Here is a 26,047-nt window from a genome sequence, read left to right as displayed (position 1 = left end):
CTACCGCGGGGTGGGCACGGAGGCGAGCACGGAGTCGAGGACCGACTCGGCGGTGACCCCCTCCAGCTCGGCCTCGGGCGTCAGCCGCAGCCGGTGGCGCAGCGTGGGCCGCGCCATCACCTTGACATCGTCCGGGGTCACGTGGTCGCGGCCGCCCAGCCAGGCCCACGCCTTCGCGGTGGCCAGCAGCGAGGTCGCGCCGCGGGGCGACGCGCCCAGCTCCACCGACGGGGTGGCCCGGGTGGCCCGGCACACGTCCACGATGTATGCCAGCACCGGCTCGGTCACGGTGACCCGGCCGACCGCTTCGCGGGCCGCGGCGAGCTCCATGGGCCCGGCGACCGCCTTGATGCCGACCGCGCCGAGGTCGCGCGGGTCGAAGCCGGCGTGGTGCGCGCGCAGCACGCCCAGCTCCTCGTCGCGGGCGGGCAGCGGCACGGTCAGCTTCAGCAGGAAACGGTCCACCTGCGCCTCGGGCAGGGGGTAGGTGCCCTCGTGCTCGATCGGGTTCTGCGTCGCGGCGACCAGGAACGGCTCGGGCAGCGGCCGGGTCACCCCGTCCGCGGACACCTGGCGCTCCTCCATCACCTCCAGCAGCGATGACTGGGTCTTCGGCGGCGTCCGGTTGATCTCGTCGGCCAGCAGCAGGTTGGTGAAGACCGGGCCGGGCCGGAACTGGAACTCGGCGCTGCGCGGGTCGTAGACCACCGAACCCGTCACGTCGCCGGGCATCAGGTCCGGGGTGAACTGGATGCGCTTCATCTCCAGGTCCAGGGCTGCGCCGAGGCTGCGTACGAGCAGGGTCTTGGCCACCCCGGGCGGGCCCTCCAGCAGTACGTGCCCGCGGCACAGCAGCGCGATGACCAGCCCGGCGACGACGCCGTCCTGGCCGACCACCGCCTTGGCCACCTCCGCGCGCAGCCGGCCGAGGACGCTGTGGATGGGCTCAGCGCGGGCGGGCTCGGCGGTTTCGGTAGTCGACGGCTCGGTCACCGGTGCTCTCCTTCGTTGACAGGTCGTGCGGTCACGTGTTCGACCAGGCGCCGCAGTTCCACGGCACGGTCGTGCAGTTCCTGGTCGGTCTGCGGCGGCGGCCCGTAGAGGATCTCGCCGAGGCGTCGCGGGTCGTCGCCGGTGCGTGCCTGCAGCACCGGCAGCAGCGTCTCCGGGCCGGCGGCGGCGGGCAGGTTCAGTGCCACGGCCAGCCTGCGCCGGGCGGCGGCGCGCAGCGTCTCCAGCGCCGGGCCGCGAGCCCGGACGCGCCGGTAGAGCCGGCCCCGTCCGGCCGCGGTCTCCGCGCCGGGCACCTCCACCGGCAGGGCCTCCGGCACGGGCGGGCCCAGTCGACGGCCGCGCGCCAGCATGACCGTCAGCGTCGCGGCCAGCAGCGTCAGCACCACCCAGAACAGCCAGTCCGGGAACGGGCTCGGCCCCTTGGCGGGCTTGGCGCCGTTGCCGCTGGGCGGGTCGTAGTCGCCCTGCTCGTGCTCGACCACCGGTGGTTTCGACGGCTGCGGCGGGACCGGCTCCCGCTCGTGCAGGTCCAGCCAGATCAGGGTGCTCTTCGCGCTGAGCAGGTCGAGTGCGAGCGCGGCGTTGTCGTGCTCACCGGCCCGCTCCGCCCGGAACGGGTCGGGGCTGCCGACCAGCACGAACTCCTTGCCGTGCTCGAACACCCGGACCAGCCCGCCGTCGTAGCAGCTCTCGACGGCGGTGGCGGAGTCCTCCAGCCGCCCGTAGCGGGTGCGCACCACCGCGGCGGGTCCGGCGTCGGTCAGCCCGCAGTCCGCGCCGCGCGGGGCCACGCCGGTCGCCCAGCGCCGCCCGGTCGCCCCGACCGAGTCGACGGCCGCGGCGACCTGGGCGGCGTCCGGCTCGACCAGCACCACCCGGACGCGGTCGGGCAGCCAGCGCAGCCAGTCCAGCTGGCCGCGGTAGAGGAACCCGGGGCTGGGCACGAACAGCGTCGCATCGCCGCGGGTCGATCGGAGTGCCCCGAACGCGTCGTCGCTGTCGGTGAAGGTACGGATCGTCACGCCCCGGGCACGCAACTGCTCGGCCAGCCCGGCCGCGCCGTCGGGACCGTCACCGGCGGGGGCCAGGTACGCCGGTTCGGACGGCGACGGCTCCTCGACCATGTGCGCGGTCACCGAGTACGCGATCAGTGCCAACACCGGCAGGATGGGCAGCACCAGCCGCCACCGCCGGCGGCGCTGCGTCGGGCTCGTCATCGGCCACCTCGCACCAGTTCGTGCACGGTGGCCAGGTGGCCCCGCATCTGCTCGTCGTCCCCGGCGGTCGCCGGGCGCTGGGCGTACCAGATGCCGGAGAAGATCCCCGTCGCGCCCTGCAGGGCAGGGCCCAGCTCGGGGCGGGCTCCACCGGCGGCGCGGGCCAGCTCGGTCACCGTCCAGCCGGGCACGTGCTCGACGACGCCCCGGTCGACGAGTTCGCGCACCATGGCACGCAACCGCTCGCGGACCGCCTCGGCCCAGCGGCCCTCGGCCGCGTACCGGTCGGCCTGCGAGAGGTAGACCTCCGGGGCGAGGGTGGGCAGTTCCTCGGCTCCGCCGCCGTCCTCGTCCGCGGACGGCCGGTCATCGGCCGGCTCCACGTCGCGCACCGGCTCGCCGGCCGGCCGTTCCCGGCGCACCCGCCAGCGCGTGGGCAGCCAGGCCGGGAAGGTGTACCACAGCACCCCGGCGACGGCCGCGAGCAGCAGGAGCAGAAAGGCGGCCAGCCCGAACGGGATGACGTCGTCGAAGGCCGCGACCGCCTCGTTCCACCATCGCATCAGCGTGCCGCCAGCATCTCGTGGCTGGGCTCACGGTGCCGGGCGGCGCCGGTGAGCCAGAGGTCGAGGCCCTCCAGCCGCACCCGCGACTCGATCAGCAGCGCTGCGTCCAGTGCCGCCAGGCTCGCGTACGCCAGCGCGTTGGCCACGACGATCATCGGCACCAGCAGCCACTCCGCCGTGTCGCCGGGCAGCTCCAGATAACTCACCCCGGCGAGCAGGCCCAGGTAGAAGGCGAAGCGGATGAGCAGCCAGGAGAAGTAGCCGACGACGCGGACCGCGGCGCCGCGCATGCCGCCGCGGAAGGCCAGCCCGGCGGCCCGCTTCAGCGCGCTCAGCGGTCCGCGCCGCTCGATCGTCACCGCGACCGCGGCCAGCCCGAACAGTGGATACCCGAGCAGCCAGAGCGGCCCGAGGAACGCCCCGAGCGCGGCGGGCACCGCCGCGACCAGGCCCACCAGGGCCGTCGCCTCGACCTCCCGCAGCCGGTCACGCCAGCCGGGCCGGGGCGCCGGCTTGCCGGTGACGGCCGAGACGGCAGCCCGGCCCGCCACCGGCCCGAGCCAGATGATGATCAAGGCTTCGAGTCCCGCGCCGATCGCCAGCAGCAGCCAGTAACCGCCGCTGAGGCCGGGCGGGCCGTCGCCGAGGCGGATGTCCAGGGTGAGCCGACCCGGCACCAGCACCGCCTGCTCCAGCAGCGCGAGCACCGCGGCGGTGGCCAGCAGCGGGACGGCGCGGCGGCGGACCAGCTCGGAAGCCGTGTCCAGCAGCTCGCCCAGGGTGAGCGGGCGCAGCGGCAGCGCCGCGTCACGCGGCAGCCGGTGCGCGGCCGAGGGCGTGGCGCGTTCCAATCGTCGCTCCGAGGGGTGTCGGTGAAACGGAGCCGGTCCCGCGGCAAATGCCGGGGAAGAGCCGTGTTCCGGGGGTGGCGGAGGCCGCCGCCATCCTGGCACGGCGTGGCCACATACGTGGCCCCTACCCTGGCCGATCGGACGAGATCGGTGAAGCGGGTTCGTGTCTCGGCGGGTGGGATGGGATATTGGACGGCATGAGCGAGCCGATGATGCCGAGGTTTACCGCATGAGGGCGCGTGTCCTGGTGGTGGACGACGATCCCGCGCTCGCCGAGATGCTCGGCATCGTGCTGCGCAGCGAGGGGTTCGTGCCCGCCTTCGTGGCCGACGGGGAGCGGGCCCTGGCCGCGTTCCGCGAGGCGCGGCCCGACGTGGTGCTGCTGGACCTGATGCTGCCCGGCATGAGCGGGCTGGACGTGTGCCGCGCCATCCGGGCCGAGTCCGGCGTGCCGATCGTGATGCTGACCGCCAAGAGCGACACCGTCGACGTGGTGCTCGGCCTGGAGTCCGGCGCCGACGACTACGTGGTCAAGCCGTTCAAGCCCAAGGAGCTGGTGGCCCGGGTGCGGGCCCGGCTGCGCCGCGGCGAGGACGTGACCCCCGAGCTGCTGACCATCGGGCCGCCGGACAACCAGATCATCATCGACGTGCCCGCGCACACGGTGACCCGCAACGGGGCCGAGGTGAAGCTCACCCCGCTGGAGTTCGACCTGCTGGTCGCGCTCGCCCGCAAGCCGCGCCAGGTGTTCACCCGCGAGGTGCTGCTGGAGCAGGTCTGGGGCTACCGCCACTCGGCGGACACCCGCCTGGTGAACGTGCATGTGCAGCGCCTGCGCGCCAAGATCGAACCGGACCCCGAGCGTCCGGAGATCATCTTGACCGTGCGCGGCGTGGGTTACAAGGCCGGCACCAGCTAACCTTGCCTGACCGTGACCACCCCCACCCCCACCCCCATTGAGCTGCCCGAACCCCGCGAGGCGGGGCATGACGGGCAGCCTTCGGGCGTGTCCGGACGCCTCGCCCAGGCCAGCACCACGCTCAAGCAGCTGGTCAAGAAGGCGGCCCGGGTGCCGGCGCTGCGCCCCACGGCCCGGCGGCTGGCCCCGGGGGTGCGCCAGGCGCGCCGGATCTGGCGGCGCTCGCTGCAGCTGCGTATGGTCACCATCACCCTGCTGTGCTCCAGCGTGCTGGTCGGCGGCTTCGGCTACCTGATCGCCAAGAGCAGCACCGACAGCCTGCTGGCCGGGGCAGAGCAGGACGCGCGACGGCAGGTCACGAGCGGCGTGAAGATCGCCGAGCAACAGCTCAGCGCCATCCCGAACCCGGAGAGCCCGGACACCCCGGGGAACGTGATCCGGTTGCTCAGCTCCCTGACCGGAGGTCAGGAGGGTGTCGTGGTGACCATGCGGTTCACGAAGGTGGCCACCGCCTCGGCGCTGAGCAGTACGGGATCGGCCTGGCCGCAGGGTCTCGACCTGCGGTCGGCGATCACCAAGGAGCTCGAGCGCGAGGTCACCGGCACCCCTGGGTACCGGTCGTTCCAGTACGTCAGCGCGAACCTCGGCGACGGGACGCACACCTACCTGGTGTGGGGCTCGAACGTGCCCACCCCGCGCTGGCGGGGCGGCGGCTCGGTGGAGCTGTACTACCTCTTCCCGGTGGACACCGAGGTCGAGGTGGCCAAGGACATCAGGTCGACGGTCATCTTCGTCGGGGTGGCGCTGGTGCTGCTGCTCGGCATGGTCACCGCGCTGGTCACCCGGGCCACGGTCAGTCCCGTCCGGGTCGCGGCCCGCACCGCGCAGCGCCTGTCGGCAGGTCTGCTCGACCAGCGCATGGTTGTCAACGGCGAGGACGAGATGGCGCTGCTCGCCGACGCCTTCAACCAGATGGCGGCCAACCTGCAGCGCCAGATCGTGCGGCTGGAGGAGATGTCCCGGCTGCAGCGCCGCTTCACCTCGGACGTGTCCCACGAGCTGCGGACGCCGCTCACCACCGTACGGATGGCCGCCGACCTGCTCTACTCGCAGCGCGAGGACTTCGATCCGGCGTCGGCGCGCAGCGCCGAACTGCTGCAGGCCGAGCTCGACCGGTTCGAGGAGCTGCTCACCGACCTGCTGGAGATCAGCCGCTTCGACGCGGGGTTCGCCATGCTCGACTCCGAGCCCACCGACCTGATCACCGTCGTGCGCCGGGTGACCGAGCGGCTGGAGTCGGTCGCGGACCGGGTCGGGATCAACCTGGAACTGGTCTCACCGGACCCGCCGGTCATCGCCGAGATCGACCCCCGCCGGGTCGAGCGCATCCTGCGCAACCTGGTGGGCAACGCCGTCGACCACGGCGAGGGCCGTCCGGTGACGGTCACGCTGGGCGTCGACGCGCGCGCGATCGCGATCACGGTGAGGGACCACGGGGTGGGCCTGAAGCCGGGCGAGGAGAAGCTGGTCTTCAACCGGTTCTGGCGGGCTGACCCGTCGCGCGCCCGGCAGACCGGTGGCACCGGTCTGGGCCTGTCCATCAGCCTGGAGGACGCTCGGCTGCACGGCGGCTGGCTGGAGGCATGGGGATCGCCAGGGCAGGGCGCGCAGTTCCGGCTGACCCTGCCGGTGCGGGCGGGCGGCCGGTTGTCCGGCTCGCCGCTGCCGCTGATCCCCGCCGACGTGACGGTGGTCCGGCAGCACGGGAACGCGGCGGAGGTGCCGGCATGAGGCGGACATTGAGCGTGCTGCTCGCCGGGGCGACCGCGGTGGCCCTGGCCGGGTGCGGGATAGGCGTGCGCGACGACGTCGTGCGAGACGGGCTGGGGCCGTCCGCCGGCCCTGAGCTGACCTCTTCCGACGGGGTGAAGCCGCCGCCCTGGCGCCGGGACGAGACCGACCCTGCCAAGCTGGTGGGGGATTTCCTGCAGGCGGCCGCGGGCGATCACGGCGCCGCCCACGAGACGATCATGGGGGCGGCGCGGCAGTACATCGCCCCCGACGAGCAGGACGAGTGGAGCCCCGGCTCCAACGTCGTGCTGGTCAAGGTGGAGCAGATGACGCGGGCGGGTGACACGGTCGACGTGGAGGTGCGCCGCCTCGGCGTGCTGACGCCCGACGGCCAGGTGCTGCCGTACGACGGCACGGAGCACGACAAGTACACGTTCAAGTTCGGCCCAGCCGCGGGCGGGGGTCTGGTGCTGACCGACCCGCCGCAGGAGCTGCTGCTCGACGTGGACAAGTTGAAGACGTACTACTTGCGGCTGCCCATCTACTTCTGGAACACCGACAACATCTCGCTCGTGCCCGACCTGCGCTACCTGCCTCGGGCGGTGCCGGAAGAGCAGGTCAACAACCGGCTGTTCGACTGGTTGGTGAAGGGGCCGTCCGCCTGGCTGTCCGGTGCCGTGCTGGGGCTGCCGGAGGGCACCCGCCGGCTGGGCAGCGTCGTCGAGGACGCCAACCAGATCACGGTCAACCTGGGTGCGCTGGCCGACGCGGCGGTGCGGGACGGGCTCGCGGCGCAGCTGTACTGGACGCTGTGGCCCGAGGGCCGGCAGCGACTGCAGCTGCAGCTGGAGGGGCGTGATGTCACGACGGACTACCAGTTCCCCGACAAGAACCTGGCCGCGTCGCCGAGCGCGCGCGATCCCAAGAGCTACGCCGTGGTGGACGGCAAGCTCACCCGCGTCGCGCGGCAGGGCGAGTCGTACCCGCCGCTGGAGAACCTGCTGCCCGATGCCGTCAACGAAGACCTGGTCTCCGCGGCGGTGGCCAAGGACGAGACCGCGTTCGCGCTGGTGCGCCGGAGCGGCGGCGGCAAGCAGGAGCTGTACATCGGCCCGCGCAGCGCCCCGCAGGACAAGTCCACGACCAACGACACGGCTGCCAAGCCGACGATCCACAGCACCGGCCTGACCGGAGACTCGATCTCCCGCCCGATCTGGCTGGACCGGGCGGGCGCCACCGCCCTGGTGCTGCACGACGGGAAGCTCTCGGTGGTGCCGGTGCACGGCACCAGCCCGACCGGCGTGGACACGGCGCTGGTCGCTTTCGGGAAGATCACCGGGGTGACCGTCGCGCCCGATGGGCGCCGGATGGCGCTGGTGATCGGCGGCAGACTCTACGTCGCCCCCTTGCTGCGGGCGAGCGCCAAGTCGTTCAAGGTGGGCAAGCCACGCAGGGTGGCGACCAGCCTGGCCGGCCGGTTGCGCGAGGTGGCGTTCCTGCAGGAGGACACGGTCGTCGTCAGCACGACCGATGACGTGGCCGAGCTGGCGTACGTGACCGTCGACGGCGCGATCGAGAGCACCTTCACGACCGGCCGGAAAGCGGTCCTCACCAACCTCACCGCGTTTGTCGGCAACGCCGGCCGGACCGAGACCAGCGGAAACGTCCTGCTCGACGTCGACAACCGGGCGAGCCGGGGGTTCTACGGGGGGACCCTGGATCCGCTGCGCAAGGAGCTGCTGCTGCTGCCCCCGCAGTCGTCGCCTACCCCGGACCCGTCCTCGTCGGCCTCACCGCCGCCACCGGTGGAGCCCACCGTCACGGCAGCCTGCTTCGAGGGCTGAGCCGTGCCGGTCGGTGCGATCTGGCAGGCACTGGCCGATCTCGTGCTGCCCGCGTCCTGCGCCGGCTGCGGCGGCTCGGGACTGGCGCTGCGCCATGAGGTCTGCGCGGACTGTGCTCGCGCGGTCGAGTCGCTGCGTGCCGCGCCGATCCGCCCCGATCCGGCTCCGGACGGCCTGCCCGCGTGCGTGGCGCTGGGCGGATACGACGGCCCGCTGCGGGAGCTGATCCTCGCGTTCAAGGAGCGGGGGCGGCACCGGCTGGCCCGGCCCCTGGGTGCACTGCTCGCCGAGGCGGTCGCCGCGACGGCTGACCCACGGCGGCCGCTGCTGCTGGTCTACGTGCCGGACACGGCCGCGGCGGCCCGGGCCCGGCACGGCGACCACATGCGGCGGCTGGCCCTCGGTGCGGCGCAGCGGCTGCGTACGGCCGGTCGGCAGGCCGCCGTCGCCGCACCGCTGCGGGCACTGCCGAAGGCGGACTCGGCGCACCTGTCGTCGGCGCAGCGGGCCGCGAGCGCCGCGGGAGCCTTCGCGCTGCGGCGCGGGGCGGTGGAGCGAGCCCGGCGCGCCGCGCCCGGGTCCGTGACGGTCCTGCTGGACGACATCGTGACCACCGGTGCGACTCTGGCGGCCGCGTCGGTGCTGCTGGAGAGCGTGGGGATGCGCGTCGATGCGTGCGTGGCACTGGCCGCGACACGCCGGTACCTACCGCAACGCGCAATATAGCCGTAATCTTCGGATAATGGCTGGATCGATGCTGGGTGACGGCTCCGTGACGCGCGGTACCGAAAGGGCGAATCTCGTCAAAACAGTCTTGGTACAAGGGATGACGAGTGGCTGACAAGAGGCTAGCGTCAGAAGCCAACCACCTGATGGGGGTCACCGCTCAGCGGTGAACGAGAGCGTCGGAAGGGGCTTACAGAAGTGCGCCCCGGACACCAGTTGCCGGGGTGTTCCGCACTCGGACAGACCGTGGGAGGTCAGGCGTGGACATCGAGGTCAAGGGTCGTAATGTTGAAGTTCCGGATCATTTCCGGGTTCATGTGGCCGACAAGCTGCAAAAAGTTGAACGTTACGACCAGAAGATCATTGAATTCGACGTCGAGCTAATCCACGAGCGCAACCCGCGCCAAGCTGATTCCTGCCAGCACATCGAGATCACCTGCGTCACCCGCGGCCCCGTCATCCGCGCCTGCGGTGCCGCCAGCGACTTCTACTCCGCACTGGACGAGGCCGTCGAGCGGCTCGACCGTCGCCTGCGCAAGGCCGCTGACCGCCGCCGGGTGCACCGCGGCCGTCGCGCCCCGGTCTCCGTCGCCGAGGCCACCGCGAACCTGGCCCTGTTCGAACCCCCCACGGGCGGCACGGCCACCGCCACGCTCGCGCGCTCCGCCAACGGCGCGGGCGGACCGATGGACGCCCTGGAGGACCAGGACCAGCCGTGGCACATCGTGCGGGAGAAGGAGTTCTCCGGTGAGCCGATGACGGTGGACGACGCCCTGTACCAGATGGAGCTGGTCGGGCACGACTTCTACCTGTTCCACGACAAGGACAGCGGGCGGCCGTGCGTCGTCTACCGCCGCAAGGCATACGACTACGGCCTGCTGACGCTGGCCTGGTGAGTCGATAGGCAGGCGTCGGCCTGTCCCATCCTCAGGATGGGACAGGCCGATCTTCGTGTCAGCGGTGCTTCTCGGCGATCCGCACGTACTGGATGTCGTCGACGCGCGTGCCGTCCCGCGTGGGCAGCCGCGCCTTGAGGGTGCCCTCCAGCTCGAATCCGGCCCGTTCCAGCACCCGCCGCGACGCCTCGTTGTAGGGGAACGTCCCGGCGACCACGCGGATCACGCCCGCCTGCTCCATCGCCCAGTCGCTGAGCAGCCGGGCTGCGGCGGTGGCGAAACCCCGCCCGCGGAACTCCGGGCGCAGCGCGTAGCCGAGGATCGCCTGCTGAAGGAACCGTTCGTGGTAGTACAGGCCGATCTCGCCGGCGAACGCGCCGCTCTCGGCGTCCAGGACGACGCAGGTGGCGCGGGTGCCCGCCAGCCAGTCGGCCTCGGCGCAGGCACAGCGTTCGCGCACCCCGTCCAGGGTGATCGGGCCGCCGACGTTGCTGCGGGCCACCTCCGGCAGCTGCGCCAGCGCGAAGTAGTCCTCGGCGTCGTCGCGGGCGATCCGGCGCAGCCGCACCCGCCCGTCGGTCAGCTCGCCGTCGGGGAACTCGGGCAGGCCGGGCGGCACCGGGCCGGGCGGGTCGACGGCCAGCCGGACGAATGCCACGTAGTCGCCGTGGGAGCCGTCGCGGCGGGTGGACGCGCCACGGCGTACGCCCTCACGGGTGAAGCCCGCCGCCAGCGCGACCCGCTGGCTGGCCGCGTTGTCGGGAACCGTGAACAGCTCCATGCGGATCACGCCCAGCGTGCCGAACGCCCAGTCGGTGATGGCCCGGGTGGCCGCGGTGGCCACGCCGCGGCGGCGTGCCCACGGCGCGACCCAGTAGCCGACCTCGGCCTGGCGGCGGTCCTCCTGCAGGTGGCTGAGCCCGGCCCCGCCCAGCACCTCGTCGGTGAGCGGGTCGACCACCGCCCAGGACGCCCCGCCGGTCTGCCAGGACTCCGGCGACCCCTCGGTGATCCACCACCGCGCGTGCTCCATCGTGTACGGCGCCGGCATCTGCGCCATGAAGTGCGCCGTCACCGGATCGTCGCAGGCCGCTTGCAGTTGCTCGGCATCACGGACCCGCCAGGGCCGCAGCCGCACCGTGCCGCCGTCGAGCGTCACGGGTTCGCGGGGGCCGGTCACGCCTTCGCCCGGCCGGCGGCCAGGTCCGCGCGCACCATGGCGGCGACCCAGGCGTCACGGCGCTCGCCGCGGTGCGCGCAGCCGCTGCGCTGGACGCCCTCATAGGTGAAGCCCGCCCGCTCGGCCACCCGGCGCGAGCCGTCGTTGCCGACGTACGCCTTCCACTCCACCCGTTCCAGACCGAGTTCGCGGATGCCCCACTCGGCGACGGCGCGCAGCGCGGCACTCATGTAGCCGTGTCCGCGGGCGTGCGGTGCGGTGAGGAAGCCGACGTCGGCGACCTGCGGGTCGCCGGAGACCCGCAGGTCGATCTGACCGACGTAGGCGTCGTCGGCGTCGGCGAGCACGAACGCGGCACCCTGCCGGCGCTCCCACCAGCCGGGGGCGTAGCCGGTCACGAAGTCGACCGCCTTCTCGTGGTCGTAGCCGAGGGGCACCGTGGTCCAGCGCAGCGTCTCCGGGTCGAGGCAGGCGGCCAGGACACCGGGTGCGTCGCCGAGCTGGGCGGGCCGCAGGGTGAGCTTCGCGCCCCGATCGGTGACGGTGTGCAGGACCGGTTGGGGGCTGTCGTACAGGTCGGTCATGGCCCCCACCCTGGCACATCACCCCGCAGGCCGGCACGCCGATTAGGCCGCCGCCCGGGGGCGCGGAGAACGCGCCGTACGGACGGGCTGCGGGCCTGGAGGTTTGTGACTTGCTGCCCGATTCTGCCGGATCACTTCCCCGGGGGTGACGATTCGCCGTCCGATGCGCCTACGATGGGTCGGCAGACTGTCTAGGGAGCGTTGAACACCCGTGTCGATTTTCGAGAAGATCCTCCGTGCCGGTGAGGGGCGGATGCTCCGTCGGCTCAAGGCCATCGCCGACGCCGTCAACTCCATCGAGGAGAACTACGTCGACCTCAGCGATGCCGAGCTGCGGGCGCTGACTGACCAGTACCGGGAGCGCCTCGCCGACGGGGAGACCCTGGACGACCTGCTCCCCGAGGCGTTCGCCACGGTGCGCGAGGCCGCCAAGCGGGTGCTGCACAAGCGTCACTACGACGTGCAGATCATGGGCGGCGCGGCCCTGCACTTCGGCAACATCGCCGAGATGAAGACCGGTGAGGGCAAGACCCTCGTGTCCACCCTGCCGGCCTACCTCAACGCGCTGGCCGGCAAGGGCGTGCACGTCATCACGGTCAACGATTACCTGGCCCAGCGTGACGCCGAGTGGATGGGGCGGGTGCACCGCTTCCTCGGCCTGACCGTCGGGACGGTGCTGCCCAACCGCCCGTCCGACGAGCACCGCGCGGCCTACGACTGCGACATCACGTACGGCACGAACAACGAGTTCGGCTTCGACTACCTGCGCGACAACATGGCCTGGTCGGCCGCGGACATGGTGCAGCGCGGCCACGGCTTCGCGATCGTCGACGAGGTCGACTCGATCCTCATCGACGAGGCCCGCACGCCGCTGATCATCTCCGGCCCGGCCGAGCAGTCCCAGCGGTGGTACGGCGAGTTCTCCGCGGTGGTGGCCCGCCTGGAGCGCGGCAAGGACGGCGCGGGCGACTACGAGGTCGACGAGTCCAAGCGCACCGTCGCCGTCACCGAGCGCGGCGTCTCGCGGGTCGAGGACCGCCTGGGCATCGACAACCTGTACGAGTCGGTGAACACCCCGCTGGTCGGCTACCTGAACAACGCCATCAAGGCCAAGGAGCTGTTCAAGCGGGACAAGGACTACATCGTCTCCGACGGCGAGGTCCTGATCGTCGACGAGTTCACCGGTCGCATCCTGCACGGCCGCCGCTACAACGAGGGCATGCACCAGGCGATCGAGGCCAAGGAAGGCGTCGAGATCAAGCAGGAGAACCAGACCCTGGCGACGGTCACCCTGCAGAACTACTTCCGCATGTACGAGAAGCTGTCCGGCATGACCGGCACGGCGCAGACCGAGGCGGGCGAGTTCAACAAGGTCTACAACGTCGGCGTGGTGAGCATCCCGACGCACCGCCCGATGGTCCGCCAGGACAAGTCGGACGTCATCTACAAGACCGAGAAGGCGAAGTTCCAGGCGGTCGTCGAGGACATCGCCGAGCGCCACGTCACCGGCCAGCCGGTGCTGGTCGGCACGGTCTCCGTGGAGAACTCCGAGATCCTGTCGCAGCTGCTGCGCCGCAAGGGCATCCCGCACGCGGTCCTCAACGCGAAGTACCACGCCCGCGAGGCGGAGATCATCGCGCAGGCGGGCCGCAAGGGCGGCGTCACGGTGGCCACCAACATGGCCGGCCGTGGCACGGACATCCTGCTCGGCGGCAACCCCGAGTTCCTCGCGGCGGCGGAGCTGCGCCAGCGCGGCCTCACCGAGGAGGAGCACGGGGACGACTACTACAAGGCGCTCGAGGAGATCCTGCCCACCTGGGAGGAGGCCTGCGCGGCCGAGGCCGAGGAGGTCACCGGCGCCGGCGGCCTCTACGTGCTGGGCACCGAGCGGCACGAGTCGCGCCGGATCGACAACCAGCTGCGGGGTCGTGCCGGCCGCCAGGGCGACCCGGGCGAGTCCCGGTTCTACCTGTCGCTGCAGGACGACCTGATGCGGCGCTTCCGCTCCGGCGCGGTCGAGGCGGTCATGGACCGCTTCAACATCCCCGAGGACGTGCCGATCGAGTCGAAGATGGTGACCCGCCAGATCCGGGGCGCGCAGACGCAGATCGAGGCGCAGAACGCCGAGATCCGCAAGAACGTGCTCAAGTACGACGAGGTCATGAACAAGCAGCGTCAGGTGGTCTACGCCGAGCGCAGGCGCGTGCTGAACGGCGAGGACCTGCACGACCAGATCGACACCATGATCGACGACGTGGTCGCGGCGTACGTCGCGGGCGGCACCGTCGGCACCGGCAAGGAGTACGCCGAGGACTGGGACCTCGACCAGCTGTGGACCAACCTCAAGCAGCTCTACCCGGTCACCATCACGATCGAGGAGCTGGAGGAGGAGGCGGGCGCCGAGCGCACCACCTTCGACAACGAGTTCCTCGTCGAGCGGATGAAGCAGGACGCGCACGACGCGTACGACCGCCGCGAGGAGCAGCTCGGGCCGGAGGCGATGCGCGAGCTGGAGCGCCAGGTGCTGCTGGCCGTCATCGACCGCAAGTGGCGCGAGCACCTCTACGAGATGGACTACCTCCAGGAGGGCGTCGGCCTGCGCGCCTACGCGCAGCGCGACCCGCTGGTCGAGTACCAGCGCGAGGGTTTCGACATGTTCGCCCAGATGATGGAGGGCATCAAGGAGGAGGCCGTCGGCTTCCTGTTCAACCTTGAGGTCCAGGTCGAGCAGGCGCCGGCCGCGCCGTCGTCGCCCGGCGTGCCGCTGCCCGACGGCGAGTCGCACGTCGAGGTCCGGGCCAAGGGCCTGGGCCAGCGCCAGCAGCCGCAGCGGGTGCAGTACACCTCGCCGACGATCGACGGCGCCGCGGGCGCGGGTGCGCCGCAGGTGCAGCAGGCTCCGGCGCTGGGCATCGGCAACGCCGGCAACGACGGGGGCCGCAAGCCGTCCCCGCGCAGCGCCGGCCGCGGCGCGGTGGCCGCTCCGGCCTCCCGTAACAGCCCCTGTCCCTGCGGCTCGGGCAAGAAGTACAAGCGCTGCCACGGCGCGGCGTGACCCACTGACGGCGGTCCGGCGAGGCTGACCCCCACGACACGCCCTCGGGCATGGCGGGGCCGGTCGCGCCGGGTCGCCGCAAGACAGCGAAGAAGGACCGGCCGACGGCCGGTCCTTCTTCGCTGTGGAGCCCGGAACGGGCGACGCGGTCTCAGGTGTGCAGTCGCCCGCCCCGGGGGTCAGAGCAGCACCATCAGGGCGGTGCAGCGCCAGTTCGTGGAGTCGCGCTCCAGGCGGTACGCCACCGACCAGGTGCTGCGGCCGTCGCTGAGCACGGCGGCGACCTCGGCCACGCCGGGGCGGGGCTCGCACGTGCGCAGCTGCCGGCGGCGGACGGGCCGGCGCGGCGTGCCCGCCGGGACGGATTGGCGCAGCGCGGCCAGCCGGCGCAGGCCGCGGGCCAGCTCGTCGAGCACGTCGTTGGCCTCGGTGACGCGCAGCAGCGGGCGCAGCTGGCCGGGGGAGCGGAAGCCGTTGAACAGCTCCAGGCACAGGTTCAGGAAGCGCAGGGCCGCGGTGTGGCACTCGGGCGAGGCCCCGGCGACGGCCTCCGGCGGGATGATCTCGCGGGGCTCGGGCCGGACCGGCCGGTAGGTGGTGGGGCGCAGCTCGTCGTCGAACGGCGGGTCGAGCGGGGGCGCGCGATGGATGCGGACGGATCCGGCAGCAACGGCGAGCGCCGTCATCGGGACCACCACCTTTGATCTTGTGTTTGCTTGAGTTTGCCTCCGTTTGACATTTGTAGCCGGTGATTGAGGCATCGGTCAATGCCAATCTCACGATCTTGGTGCAGCGGATGCCCGTATCGGGACGTCAGTCCTCGCCGCCGGACAGCGGGTTGTCCTTCACGTACTGCTGGGCCTCGTCGTAGAGCTGGGCGATGAACTCCTCCAGCCGGGCCCGCTCCACCCGCCACTGTCCCCGGCCACCCAGCCGGATGGCGGGCAGCTCGCCCCGCCGGACCAGCGCGTAGATCTGTGCCGTGGACGTGCTGAGCTCCTCGGCGACCTGCTCCAGGGTGAGGAAGCGGGGCAACGGCTGGGTCATGGCGGCGGATCTCCTGAGGAGGGGCTGATTCGTGCGGTTGCTTCAGTTTGCCATCGGATGGTGTGTCGCGGGGAGTCCGGTGTCGCCGTGCGAGACTGTCCGCAGGCGAACGGGACGGAGGGATCCGACGTGGCGAACGATCTCGTGAGGGTGTACGTGCCGGCGACGGTGCGGCTGGTCGCGGCACTGCGCGAAGCCGAGGAGCTGCCTGGCGCGACCGCGCACGCGGTGACCCCGGCCCTGCGCGAGTGGTACGCCGAGGGCGACGAGGAGGAGCTGGAGTACGTCGCCTTCATGCGGGCCGCCCAGGACGCGCTGCGCCTGCTGCGCGACGACCCGGCCGCGCCCCGGCGGCGCGTGGTCGTCTCCGCCGACGTGCCCGCGAGCCAGGTGACCGTCGAGAACCGTGACCTGGGCACCAGCACGGTGCGGCTGAACGGCGCGGTGCGCCGCGCCGCGATCGCCGCCTTCCACGTGGACGAGCCCGAGGCGGAGCCGGTGGTGGCCGAGGCCGCCGAGGTGGTCGAGCGGGCCGCCGGCGGCGACCCGGACGCGCAGTTCACCGTCGACTCGGCCGAGGATCTGGACCTGCTGTGGTACGCACCGGAGGAGCTCGACGAGCTCCTCCGGTGAGCCGGCGTCAGTCCCGGACGGCCTTGGGCAGCGTCCGGCCGTACGCGATGGTCGTCGTGATCGCGCCGACGAACAGCACGACCAGGCCGGTGTTCAGGCGTGACGCCGCGATGAAGGAGAGGATCTCGGTGTCCGCGGAGATCTCGCCCTCGGCCATCGAGAGCAGCTGCGCGACGCCCAGCCGGGTGCAGAAGTGGGCGACGATCAGCAGCAGCCCGGCGGACGCGCCCGCGGCCAGGTAGACCGGCCACTTCGGGGTGTCCCCGCTGCGCGCGGCCGCACGCCGGATGCGCCAGTAGGCGACGAGTCCGGCCAGCAGCCCCGCGATGATCGCGGTGGTGCCTGCCAGCAGCCCGTTCGCCGAGTAGCGGTCGGCCGCGGTGTCGCCGCTGCCGAACGCGTCCAGCAGCGGCGTCGAGAACAGCGCCACCACGTTGAGGAAGACCAGCACCAGCAGCGTGGCGGACAGGCCGGCGGCCAGGATGCGGGCGGGGCGGATCGCGCCCAGCGCCCCGCCGAGCGCGCCGGCCACCCCGACGGCGATCGCCACCACGCCGACGGCGCGGGCCGACATGCCGTACGCCAGCAGGACGGCGCCGCTGGCCAGCGTGCCGGTGAGCAGACCGGCGGCCGTGCCCACGGCCCAGCGGCCGACGCCCCGCTCGGCCCACGGCTTGCGGCGGCCCAGCACGAGCGTGGACCAGAGCCCGACCGCCACCCCGGCCAGGAGGTTGGCCTGTACCACCTGCGGCAGCAGGATGGCCGCCATCACCAGGCTCGAGTCGCCCGCCTCGCCGGTGAACGCGGTGCGGTAGAAGAGAAGTGTCACCAGGAGCCAGGCCAGGGCCGAGAAGGCCAGCCAGCCGGTCGTGGACGGCGTACGCGGCGCCTCCGGCCCGGCGGGGGGCTGCGACCCGGCCTTGCGCTGGGGGTGGGCGGACGTGGCGATCGCGGGCTCGGTCATCGTGGTCTCCTGTTGGGCGACAGTGGGCCTGCCGACGGCGTGGTGCTCGCCGCGGCGGCCCCGTGTCGGAAGGGCCTGGACGGCTGGCGCGTGGCCACCGGTGGAACGGGTCCGGCCGACCGGGCCGCCGACGGCGCGGCAGGCCTGGACGAGCGGGGCTCCATGGTCCGGCGACCTAGCCTAGCCAGGCCGGAGGGGTGGGTAGGCTGGAGCGGTAGGGCGGGCCCGGTGACCTGGACCGGATCGCGGTCGACCCGGTGGTAGCCGACCCGGTCATGGTCGAACGGATCACATGTCTGCCGCCGGGCCGGTCTGTGGCGGTACTTTGCGTGCAAGTATGCAAAGAACGTTGACGTACCTTCCGACCGGAGGAGCCATCGATGGACGCCGTATCCGTGGTGCCCGAGCCGCACAACGAGCCGGTGCACACCTACGCACCGGGCAGCGCTGAGCGATCCCGTCTGCACAAACGTCTCGGGGAGCTCGCCTCGGAGCAGCTCGAGCTGACGATGACCATCGACGGGCAGCAGCGTATGGGTGGCGGCAACGCGATCCACGTCGTCCAGCCGCACAAGCACGCGCATGTGCTGGGAGTCACCCACAATGCCACCAACGCCGATGCGGTGGCGGCGGTGACGGCCGCGAAGAAAGCCGCCCCCCTTTGGCGTGATATGTCCTTCGACGACCGCGCCGCGATCTTCCTGAAGGCCGCCGATCTGCTCTCCGGCCCGTGGCGCGACACCCTCAACGGCGCCACCATGCTCGGCCAGTCGAAGACCGTGCAGCAGGCGGAGATCGACTCGGCCTGCGAGCTGATCGACTTCCTGCGCTTCAACGTGGCCTTCGGCCGCAAGCTGCTGGCCGAGCAGCCGGTCTCCTCGGCCGGCGTGTGGAACCGCTTCGACCACCGCCCGCTGGAAGGCTTCGTCTACGCGGTCACCCCGTTCAACTTCACCGCCATCGCGGGCAACCTGCCGGCGACCCCGGCCCTGATGGGCAACACGGTGCTCTGGAAGCCGGCGCACACCCAGCAGTTCTCGGCGCACTTCCTGATGCGGCTGTTCGAGGAGGCGGGCCTGCCCCCGGGCGTCATCAACATGGTGACCGGCGACGGCCTGGCCGTCTCCGAGGTCGCGCTGGCCGACCCCGACCTGGCCGGCATCCACTTCACCGGCTCCACCCGGGTGTTCCAGCACCTGTGGAAGCAGATCGGCGACAACATCGCCGGCTACCGCTCCTACCCCCGCATCGTGGGCGAGACCGGCGGCAAGGACTTCATCGTCGCGCACCCGTCGGCCGACCCGGCCGCGCTGGTCACCGCCATGGTCCGGGGCGCGTTCGAATACCAGGGGCAGAAGTGCTCCGCGGCGTCGCGGGCGTACGTGCCGCGCTCGCTGTGGGAGTCCGGCGTGCGCGACCAGCTCGTCGCCGACACCGAGTCGCTGACCTACGGCGACGTCACCGACTTCCGCAACTTCGGCGGCGCGGTGATCGACGACCGGGCGTTCGCCCGGCACGCGGCCGCGCTGGAGAAGGCCAAGGCGTCGGAGTCCTGCGAGATCGTCGCGGGCGGCGAGGTCGACGACAGCGTCGGCTACTTCGTGCAGCCGACCGTGATCGTCTGCACCGACCCGGCCAACGAGGTGTTCACCACCGAGTACTTCGGGCCGATCCTGGCCGTGTACGTCTACGACGACGCCGACTTCGCCACGGTCGTCAAGCAGATGGAGAACGTCGCGCCGTACGCGCTGACCGGCGCGATCTTCGCGCAGGACCGCCGGGCGCTGGAGTGGATGTCGCACGAGCTGCGCTTCGCGGCGGGCAACTTCTACCTCAACGACAAGCCGACCGGCGCGGTCGTCGGCCAGCAGCCCTTCGGCGGCGGCCGGGCCTCGGGCACCAACGACAAGGCGGGCTCCTGGCACAACCTGATCCGCTGGATGTCCCCGCGGACCATCAAGGAGACGTTCGTCCCGCCGACCGACCACCGCTACCCGCACATGGACACCGACCACCCGCGTCCGTGATGCGCTGAGCTGAGCAAGGGGCTGTATCCAGGCGATACAGCCCCTTCTTTCGTATATGTCCGAGTACCGTGACTGCGTGCAGAGCTTCGGGGAGCAGGGTGGCCGCCTGACCTACGGCAGCTACCTGCGCGTGCCCGAGCTGCTGGCCCAGCAGGTGCCCCAGTCCGCTCCGGCCGCCCACGACGAGCTGCTGTTCATCACCATCCACCAGGCGTACGAGCTGTGGTTCCAGCTGCTCCTGCACGAGCTGGCCGACGCCCGGGACCGGATGCTGGCGGGGGAGAGCTACCTGCCCCGGGTGCGCCTGGAGCGCTGCCACGCGGTCGAGGTGCTGCTGGTCGGTCAGGTCGACGTCATCGACACGATGACCCCGCAGGACTTCCTCGCCTTCCGCACGCTGCTCGCGCCCGCCTCCGGGTTCCAGTCCGCCCAGTTCCGCGAGATCGAGTTCATCTCCGGCCTCAAGGACCCCGGCTTCCTGGAGCGGCTGCGCGGCCTGGCCCCCGCCGAGGAGGAGCGGCTGCGCCGCCGGCTAGCCGAGCCGACGCTCTGGGACGGCTACCTGGCGCTGCTGGCCGCGCACGGCTTCGCCGTCGGCTCCGATGACGAGGTGCTGGCGGCGCTCGTGGCCATCGCGCGCGACCGGGAGCACCACGGCGCGCTCTGGGACCTGGCCGAGGCGCTGATCGCCCACGACCAGGCGTGGTCGCTGTGGCGGGCCCGGCACGTGCTGATGGCCGAACGCCAGATCGGTGCCAAACCCGGCACCGGCGGCTCCGCGGGCAGCCCCTACCTGCGCTCCCGCCTGGACACCCGCTTCTACCCCGCCCTCTGGTCCCTGCGCGCCGCCCTCTGACCGCACGCCCCGCCGGGCCCCGCCCCGTCCCGGTCCGGAGCGGATGGAGATCGCTGTTCGGGGCAGAAAGCCGAGTACGGCCCCATGTCTTGACCGGAAACGGCGATCATCGCGAGGATCCTGTGGACTGACCTGTGGATATGTCGGGTTTGGGGTGATCGTTGGGTACTGGGCAAGATCGGGTGGGTGTGGGCGGGGGGCGAAAAGGGGCGACACGCCGAGGGGAGAGATATCGGGCGGTTTGTGTTATCCCGTCAGGCGGGACTTCGGAGGCAGGAAACGGACATATTCCTGTCTGATCAGACAGTCGGAAAGGGACTGTCCGGCGGGGAATGTGCACTGTGGATGGGCCGATATCCTGGACAGAAGGCTGTGAAAGTGGCAGCGTTGAGTCATGGCAGAGGTAGGAATCAACGCTACTGCGGCGGCCGTGCTCGGCCTGCTGCACGACGGCCCCATGACCGGTGGCCAGCTGATGGCGGCAGCCGAACGTCGGCTCAGCCCATACTGGTCCATGACCCGGTCTCAGGTCTACCGCGAACTGCCGGTCCTCGCCGAGCTCGGATTCGTCAAGCTCGGCAAGCCCGGCCCGCGGGCGAGCCAGCCCTACGCGATCACCGCGTCGGGCAAGCGCGCCTTCGCCCGCTGGCTGAACGAGGAGCCCGGCCGCGAGCTGGTGCGCAACCCGTATGCACTGCGTGTCGCGTTCGGATCCACGCACGCGACCAACCAGTTCGACTCGCTGCTCAACAGCGCCAACTCGCACCACACCGAGGCGCTCGCGGAGGCCCGTGAGCAGGCCAAGGAGGCCAAGAAGGAAGGCGACGACTTCACCGCCGCAGGGCTGGAGTTCGCCGTCGCCTACCACAAGGCCGCGCTGAACTGGCTGAAGACCGCCATCGCCAAGTAGCGCCTCAGCGCTGGGCGAGGTGCGGGCTTGCCTCCTCCAGCGCGGAACGCAACGCGGCCGCGGCGGCAGGCGCCGCGCCCAGCGCGTCCAGTGCGAAAAGGCCCGCTCCCACCACCGGTGGCTGTGCGAGCACGGTCAACCGGGCCTTCGACGAGTGGGCCTTCACCCCCGCGTCCACGGCGTCCTGCAGCAAGGGATGCCGGGCGCGCAGCACACCACCGCCCAGGACCACGGCATACGGTTCCTCCCTCAGCCCGAGCCGGTCCGCGGCAACCGTCACCAATGACGTGATCTCGGTCGCCTGACGCGCCACCACGCGCCGGGCGACCTCGTCACCCTGCCCGGCGGCGGCGAACAGCACCTCGCTCAGCTCGATCATCCGGTCCTGGCTGAGGCTGCCCAGGTGCAGGCCGGTGATCACGTCGTTGACGGAGGCCTGCCCGAAGTGCGCGGCCACCGCCCCGGCCAGCGCCGTGGCCGGCCCGCGGCCGTCCTCGGCCCGCGCCGCGTGCCACATCGCCAGCGAGGCCAGGTGCAGGCCGCCGCCCCAGTCGCCGGAGATCGGGCCGAGCGCCGGGAACCGGGCGGTGCGCCCGTCGGCGCTGCGCCCCACACAGTTGATCCCGGCCCCGCAGACGACCGCGATCGCGTCCGGGCTGTCGGTGCCGGCCCGCAGCAGCGCGAACGTGTCGTTGTCCAACCGGTAGGACTCCGCCCACCCGGTCTGGGCGACCGCCTTCGCCGCCGCCTCGACCTCCTCCGGCAGGTCGAGACCGGACAGGTAGACCTCGGCGCGCGTGACGGGCACGGACGGGGGCGTCTCGGCCTCCCGCAGCGCCGCGCCGACCAGCCGGTCCAGCAGCGCGACGGCCGTGTCCAGGCCGATCACCTGCGGGCACGAGCCGGGCCCGCGGACGTAGCCGCGCACCCGCCCGTCCGAGTCGGCGAGCACCACGTCGGTTTTGGAGTTCCCGCCGTCGATCGCCAGAAAAAGTTCGCTGTGCTCGCTCATCGGGCCCACGGCAGGTGCTCGGCGTTGGCGGCGAGCAGGCGCCCGGTGAGCGCCTCGGCGTACTCGTGCTGGCCGACCAGCGGGTGGGCGAGCAGCGCGGCGTAGACGCGGTCGCGGCCGCCGTGCACCGCGGCGCGCACGGCCAGCTCCTCGTACGCGGCGACGCCGGCGATCAGGCCGGACAGTTCGGGGCCGACCGGTGGGGCCTTGACGGCCACCGGGCCGTCGCGGTCCACCCGGGCGCTGACCTCGATCACCGCGTCGTCGGGCAGGAACGGCAGGTGGCCGCCGTTGCGCAGGTTCACCGCGTGCACCGCGCCGTCGCCGGTGAGCAGCGACGTGATCAGGCCGACGGCCGCCTCGGAGTAGAATGCCCCGCCCCGCTTGGACAGCAGGTCCGGTTTGGTGGTGAGGGCCGGGTCGGCGTACATCTTCAGCAGCTCGGTCTCCATCTCGGCGACCTTCTGCCCGCGGGTGGGGGCGTCGCGCTCCTCGCGCACGACCTCGTCGTGGGCGTAGAAGTAGCGCAGGTAGTACGACGGCACGTTGCCGAGCAGCCGCAGCAGCGACGGCGGCAGCTGCACCGGCCCGGCCAGCTCGTCCAGGTGCCCGGCGAGCAGCTCGGGCAGCCGGTCGACGCCGTCGACGTACGCGGCGCGCTCCCAGGTGAGGTGGTTCAGGCCGACGTGGTCGAGGGTGACCGCGCCCGGCTCCACGCCGAGCAGCGCGGCGAACCGGCGCTGGAAGCCGATGGCCACATTGCACAGGCCGACCGCCTTGTGCCCGGCGTCCAGCAGGGCGCGGGTGACGATGCCGACCGGGTTGGTGAAGTCGACGATCCACGCGCCGGGTGCGGCCAGTCGCGCGGCCCGCTCGGCGACGTCGAGCACGACCGGCACCGTGCGCAGCGCCTTGGCCAGGCCGCCCGCGCCGGTGGTCTCCTGCCCGACGCAGCCGCACTCCAGAGGGAAGGTCTCGTCGCTGATCCGGGCGGTCTGCCCGCCGACGCGCAGCTGGACGACGACCACCGCGGCGTCGGTCAGCCCGGCGTCGAGGTCGGTGGTCCAGGTCAGCGTGCCGGGGTGGCCGTGGTGGGCCATCAGGCGGCGGGCGTACGGGCCGATGACGTCCAGCCGTGACCCGGCCGGGTCGATCAGGCACAGCTCGGTGACGTCGAGGCTGCCGGCCAGCCGGGCGAACCCGTCGACCAGCTCGGGGGTGTAGGTGGAGCCTCCACCCACGACTGCGATCTTCATTGGTGCTCTCTCTGTCATGCGGAGCTGAGGGGGACGGGTGGTTCGGGCGGTCGGCGGTCAGGCCGAGCGCAGCACGGGACCGGGGATGGGCCGGGCGTTCAGCGAGTCGACCAGGGATTCGCGCACCGAGCGCAGACCCGAGTCCATGGCGCCGAGCAGCACCGCGTCGTCGGTCAGCGCGGTCACCTCGACCGGGGTGCGCAGCGGGGTGTTGCGGTGGAACGCCTCGGTGACCAGGTCGCGCAGCCGGGGGCCGCCCGCCTGGGCGACCTCGCCGGCCAGCACCACCAGCGGCGGGTCGACCAGTGCCGCGACCACGGCCAGCACGACCGCGATCCGGTCGGCCAGCGCCGCGAGGAAGTCGGCGGCCGCGGGGGAGTCCGCGCGGGCGGCGTCGGCGACCATCTCCTCCGGGGTGGCCCCGGTGAAGCCGTGTGCCGCGCCGAGCGCCGCCACGGCCGGGCCGCCGGCCAGGCTCTGCAGGTCGCGGGGCTGGCCGGGGGCGGCCAGACCGAGCGGCACGTAGCCGATCTCGCCGGCCCCGCCCGTCGCCCCGCGCAGCAGCGAGGTGCCCAGGTCGATGGCGCAGCCCAGACCCGCGCCGAGCCAGAGCAGGGCGAAACTGCCGCTGCCCGCGGCCGCGCCGCGGTGGCGTTCGGCGATCGCCGCCAGGTTCACGTCGTTGTCCGCCTCGACGGTCACGCCCAGCGCGGCGGCCAGCTCGGGGACCAGCCCCGGGCGGCCCCAGCCGGTGACGTCGATGTGCCGGATCGCGCCGGTGCCCGGGTCGTACGAGCCGGGCACGCCCAGGTGCAGGTGGGTGACGCGGTCACCCGCCAGCCCGGCGCGTGCGCACAGGTCGCCGGCGATCGCCCGCACCGTGCCCACCGGGTCGCCGTCGGCCGGGTCGCTGGGGTACGCCGCGCGGGCCAGCACCGCTCCGCCGAGATCGCACAGCGCCGCCTCGAACGGAGCGTGTAACGTCTCGCTCACGTCCCGTACCGAGATCGCCAGCACCGTCGCTGCGGCCGGGTTGACCGCGTACACCTCCGCATTGGGGCCGGGCCCGCCGCTGGTGTGGCCCACGACGATCGCCAGCCCCGCCTCGGTGAGCGTGCGCAGCACGTCGGAGGTGGTCGGCTTGGACAGGCCGGTCAGCTCCCGCAGTTCGCCGCGGGTGAGCGTGCCCCGATCGATGAGCAGCGCCATGGTCGCGCTCTCGTTCATGGCCCGGAGCAGCTTGGACGAACCGGCGAGCCGTGCCACGTGCCCTCCTCGCGTAATAGGAAAGTAGATTTACTATTGCCGCGACGGTGGCCGCTGTCAAGTCGCGGGAGCGCCCCGGAAAACCGTGCGGCCGATGCCACTAGTCTTGTTGACGTGACTGCCGACTACGCCGATCAGCTCAAGAACCTTGACGCGACCATGCGCAACATCGAGTCCGTGCTCGACATCGCCCGGCTGCGCCGGGACAAGGAGCGGCTCGAGGAGGCGGCCTCGGCCCCGGACCTGTGGGACGACCAGGCCAAGGCGCAGGAGGTCACCTCTCGGCTGGCGTACGCGACCGGTGAGATCAACAGGCTGACGAAGCTGCGCGGGCGCATCGACGACGTCGCGGTGCTGATGGAGCTGGCCGAGGCCGAGAACGACGCCTCCTCCATGGCCGAGGTCGGCACGGAGCTGGTCTCGCTGGCCAAGGCGGTCGAGGAGCTGGAGGTGCGCACCCTGCTCTCCGGCGAGTACGACTCCCGTGAGGCGCTGGTCGCCATCCGGGCCGGCGCGGGCGGCGTGGACGCCGCGGACTTCGCCGAGATGCTGCTGCGCATGTACCTGCGCTGGGCCGAGCGCCACGGCTACCAGACCGAGGTCTACGACACCTCGTACGCGGAGGAGGCCGGGCTGAAGTCGGCCACGTTCGCGGTGAAGGCGCCGTACGCCTACGGCACGCTGTCGGTCGAGTCCGGCACCCACCGCCTGGTGCGCATCAGCCCGTTCGACAACCAGGGCCGCCGCCAGACCAGCTTCGCCGGGGTCGAGGTGCTGCCGGTGGTGGAGCAGACGGACCACATCGACATCCCCGAGAACGAGATGAAGGTCGACGTCTACCGCTCCAGCGGCCCCGGCGGCCAGAGCGTCAACACCACCGACTCGGCGGTGCGCATCACGCACATCCCGACCGGCATCGTGGTGACCTGCCAGAACGAGAAGTCCCAGCTGCAGAACAAGGCATCGGCCCTGCGCGTGCTGCAGGCCCGGCTGCTGGAGCGCAAGCGCCAGGAGGAGCGGGCCAAGATGGAGGGCCTGAAGACCGACGCGGCCGGCTCCTGGGGCGACCAGATGCGCTCGTACGTGCTGCACCCGTACCAGATGGTCAAGGATCTGCGCACCGAGTTCGAGACGGGCAACCCGTCCGCGGTCTTCGACGGCGAGATCGACAGCTTCGTCGAGGCGGGCATCCGCTGGCGCAAGCAGAACGAGCTGGAAGCCGCCGCCTGATCGGCTGAGTGAGCCTCACTCCGCCCGGCTGTTCCCGCAGCCGGGCGGAGTTTCTTTCATGTATGGACATCTCTGGCGTGTCGCCCGGGTGGGTGAAGCGACTACTGTCGGTGACAGTTGATCACGGGCAGATCACGGAATTTTCCAGGAACATTCACGGCAATACCGGCATCTCAACCCCTGCGGGCTTGGCGAAACGGCGA

Annotated in this window: 23 protein-coding genes; 11 read left to right on the top strand and 12 right to left on the bottom strand. The window is 72.0% G+C overall.

What is annotated here, in order from left to right; translation table 11 throughout:
• Genes F9C41_RS33365 through F9C41_RS33350 form a run of 4 tightly spaced genes read right to left on the bottom strand, consistent with a single transcriptional unit; the run spans position 1 to position 3,648 of the window.
• Entirely contained in the window at positions 1-993 is a 993-nt protein-coding gene (locus tag F9C41_RS33365) for an AAA family ATPase (RefSeq protein WP_155390826.1), read from the bottom strand.
• Positions 990-2,231 carry a DUF4350 domain-containing protein gene (locus tag F9C41_RS41915; RefSeq protein ID WP_155390825.1) on the bottom strand — a complete coding sequence of 414 codons (1,242 nt, stop codon included), beginning with the start codon at positions 2,229-2,231 and terminating at the stop codon, positions 990-992. The genes F9C41_RS33365 and F9C41_RS41915 overlap by 4 nt, the downstream gene beginning before the upstream one ends.
• Positions 2,228-2,794, bottom strand: a complete 567-nt coding sequence (locus tag F9C41_RS33355; RefSeq protein WP_230690201.1) for a DUF4129 domain-containing protein — start codon at positions 2,792-2,794, stop codon at positions 2,228-2,230. Before F9C41_RS33355 ends, F9C41_RS41915 begins: the two co-directional genes overlap by 4 nt.
• Positions 2,794-3,648, bottom strand: coding sequence for a hypothetical protein (locus tag F9C41_RS33350; RefSeq protein WP_155390823.1), 855 nt, complete (start codon positions 3,646-3,648; stop codon positions 2,794-2,796). Before F9C41_RS33350 ends, F9C41_RS33355 begins: the two co-directional genes overlap by 1 nt.
• A 229-nt stretch (positions 3,649-3,877) precedes the next feature.
• On the opposite strand from F9C41_RS33350, the gene mtrA reads away from it, so the two are divergent.
• From mtrA to hpf, 5 genes are all read left to right on the top strand, one after another.
• Positions 3,878-4,567, top strand: a complete 690-nt coding sequence (gene mtrA, locus F9C41_RS33345) for an MtrAB system response regulator MtrA (protein WP_120316862.1) — start codon at positions 3,878-3,880, stop codon at positions 4,565-4,567.
• Positions 4,568-4,696: 129 nt separating this feature from the next.
• Positions 4,697-6,358 carry an MtrAB system histidine kinase MtrB gene (mtrB, locus tag F9C41_RS33340; RefSeq protein ID WP_407924764.1) on the top strand — a complete coding sequence of 554 codons (1,662 nt, stop codon included), beginning with the start codon at positions 4,697-4,699 and terminating at the stop codon, positions 6,356-6,358.
• Positions 6,355-8,202, top strand: a complete 1,848-nt coding sequence (locus tag F9C41_RS33335; protein WP_155390822.1) for an LpqB family beta-propeller domain-containing protein — start codon at positions 6,355-6,357, stop codon at positions 8,200-8,202. Before mtrB ends, F9C41_RS33335 begins: the two co-directional genes overlap by 4 nt.
• Positions 8,203-8,205: 3 nt before the next feature.
• Positions 8,206-8,928, top strand: a complete 723-nt coding sequence (locus tag F9C41_RS33330; protein ID WP_155390821.1) for a ComF family protein — start codon at positions 8,206-8,208, stop codon at positions 8,926-8,928.
• Positions 8,929-9,188: 260 nt separating this feature from the next.
• The gene (hpf, locus tag F9C41_RS33325; RefSeq protein ID WP_155390820.1) at positions 9,189-9,824 is read left to right on the top strand and encodes a ribosome hibernation-promoting factor, HPF/YfiA family; all 636 of its coding nucleotides are present in this window, start codon (positions 9,189-9,191) and stop codon (positions 9,822-9,824) included.
• A gap of 58 nt (positions 9,825-9,882) precedes the next feature.
• Here the strand turns inward: hpf and F9C41_RS33320 are convergent, their stop codons facing one another.
• Together F9C41_RS33320 and F9C41_RS33315 are read right to left on the bottom strand one after the other, a co-directional pair.
• Positions 9,883-11,004 (bottom strand): GNAT family N-acetyltransferase, encoded by a 1,122-nt coding sequence (locus F9C41_RS33320; protein WP_155390819.1) that lies wholly within the window; start codon positions 11,002-11,004, stop codon positions 9,883-9,885.
• Positions 11,001-11,588: a GNAT family N-acetyltransferase gene (locus F9C41_RS33315; RefSeq protein ID WP_155390818.1), complete on the bottom strand. Its 588-nt coding sequence runs from the start codon at positions 11,586-11,588 to the stop codon at positions 11,001-11,003. The genes F9C41_RS33320 and F9C41_RS33315 overlap by 4 nt, the downstream gene beginning before the upstream one ends.
• Before the next feature lie 211 nt (positions 11,589-11,799).
• On the opposite strand from F9C41_RS33315, the gene secA reads away from it, so the two are divergent.
• Positions 11,800-14,643 carry a preprotein translocase subunit SecA gene (gene secA / locus F9C41_RS33310; protein ID WP_155390817.1) on the top strand — a complete coding sequence of 948 codons (2,844 nt, stop codon included), beginning with the start codon at positions 11,800-11,802 and terminating at the stop codon, positions 14,641-14,643.
• Between the two features lie 179 nt (positions 14,644-14,822).
• Here secA and F9C41_RS33305 read toward each other — a convergent pair whose 3' ends face one another.
• Together F9C41_RS33305 and F9C41_RS33300 are read right to left on the bottom strand one after the other, a co-directional pair.
• Positions 14,823-15,329 (bottom strand): Rv3235 family protein, encoded by a 507-nt coding sequence (locus tag F9C41_RS33305; protein WP_155390816.1) that lies wholly within the window; start codon positions 15,327-15,329, stop codon positions 14,823-14,825.
• 127 nt (positions 15,330-15,456) lie between these two features.
• Positions 15,457-15,690 carry a helix-turn-helix transcriptional regulator gene (locus F9C41_RS33300; RefSeq protein ID WP_120316854.1) on the bottom strand — a complete coding sequence of 78 codons (234 nt, stop codon included), beginning with the start codon at positions 15,688-15,690 and terminating at the stop codon, positions 15,457-15,459.
• 129 nt (positions 15,691-15,819) lie between these two features.
• Between F9C41_RS33300 and F9C41_RS33295 the strand changes: the two genes are divergently transcribed.
• Positions 15,820-16,323 carry a DUF6912 family protein gene (locus F9C41_RS33295; protein ID WP_155390815.1) on the top strand — a complete coding sequence of 168 codons (504 nt, stop codon included), beginning with the start codon at positions 15,820-15,822 and terminating at the stop codon, positions 16,321-16,323.
• A 7-nt stretch (positions 16,324-16,330) separates the two neighbouring features.
• Here the strand turns inward: F9C41_RS33295 and F9C41_RS33290 are convergent, their stop codons facing one another.
• Positions 16,331-17,287 (bottom strand): hypothetical protein, encoded by a 957-nt coding sequence (locus tag F9C41_RS33290; RefSeq protein ID WP_155390814.1) that lies wholly within the window; start codon positions 17,285-17,287, stop codon positions 16,331-16,333.
• A gap of 380 nt (positions 17,288-17,667) precedes the next feature.
• On the opposite strand from F9C41_RS33290, the gene pruA reads away from it, so the two are divergent.
• The 3 genes from pruA to F9C41_RS33275 all read left to right on the top strand — a co-directional run bounded on the left by pruA (position 17,668) and on the right by F9C41_RS33275 (position 21,080).
• A complete protein-coding gene (pruA, locus tag F9C41_RS33285; protein ID WP_155390813.1) occupies positions 17,668-19,314 on the top strand; it encodes an L-glutamate gamma-semialdehyde dehydrogenase in 1,647 nt (548 codons plus the stop codon).
• 55 nt (positions 19,315-19,369) lie between these two features.
• Positions 19,370-20,170 (top strand): tryptophan 2,3-dioxygenase, encoded by an 801-nt coding sequence (locus F9C41_RS33280; protein ID WP_155390812.1) that lies wholly within the window; start codon positions 19,370-19,372, stop codon positions 20,168-20,170.
• 394 nt (positions 20,171-20,564) lie between these two features.
• Positions 20,565-21,080, top strand: a complete 516-nt coding sequence (locus F9C41_RS33275; protein ID WP_155369679.1) for a PadR family transcriptional regulator — start codon at positions 20,565-20,567, stop codon at positions 21,078-21,080.
• 4 nt (positions 21,081-21,084) lie between these two features.
• On the opposite strand, the gene F9C41_RS33270 is transcribed toward F9C41_RS33275, so the two are convergent.
• The 3 genes from F9C41_RS33270 to F9C41_RS33260 are packed head-to-tail and all read right to left on the bottom strand — an operon-like array spanning position 21,085 to position 24,614.
• Entirely contained in the window at positions 21,085-22,092 is a 1,008-nt protein-coding gene (locus F9C41_RS33270; RefSeq protein ID WP_155390811.1) for an N-acetylglucosamine kinase, read from the bottom strand.
• Entirely contained in the window at positions 22,089-23,348 is a 1,260-nt protein-coding gene (locus tag F9C41_RS33265; RefSeq protein ID WP_155390810.1) for a 6-phospho-beta-glucosidase, read from the bottom strand. The genes F9C41_RS33270 and F9C41_RS33265 overlap by 4 nt, the downstream gene beginning before the upstream one ends.
• 57 nt (positions 23,349-23,405) lie before the next feature.
• Positions 23,406-24,614 carry an ROK family transcriptional regulator gene (locus tag F9C41_RS33260; RefSeq protein WP_155390809.1) on the bottom strand — a complete coding sequence of 403 codons (1,209 nt, stop codon included), beginning with the start codon at positions 24,612-24,614 and terminating at the stop codon, positions 23,406-23,408.
• Positions 24,615-24,728: 114 nt separating this feature from the next.
• On the opposite strand from F9C41_RS33260, the gene prfB reads away from it, so the two are divergent.
• Complete coding sequence (gene prfB, locus F9C41_RS33255) at positions 24,729-25,844, top strand: peptide chain release factor 2 (RefSeq protein WP_269059012.1); 1,116 nt, start codon at positions 24,729-24,731, stop codon at positions 25,842-25,844.
• The last annotated feature ends 203 nt before the right edge of the window (positions 25,845-26,047 follow it).

It is taken from the genome of Catellatospora paridis (assembly GCF_009720365.1).
In the GTDB taxonomy this organism is placed as follows: domain Bacteria; phylum Actinomycetota; class Actinomycetes; order Mycobacteriales; family Micromonosporaceae; genus Catellatospora; species Catellatospora paridis.
The sequence above is the reverse complement of the archived record's forward strand: the minus strand, read 5'-3'. Positions and strand labels throughout refer to the sequence as shown.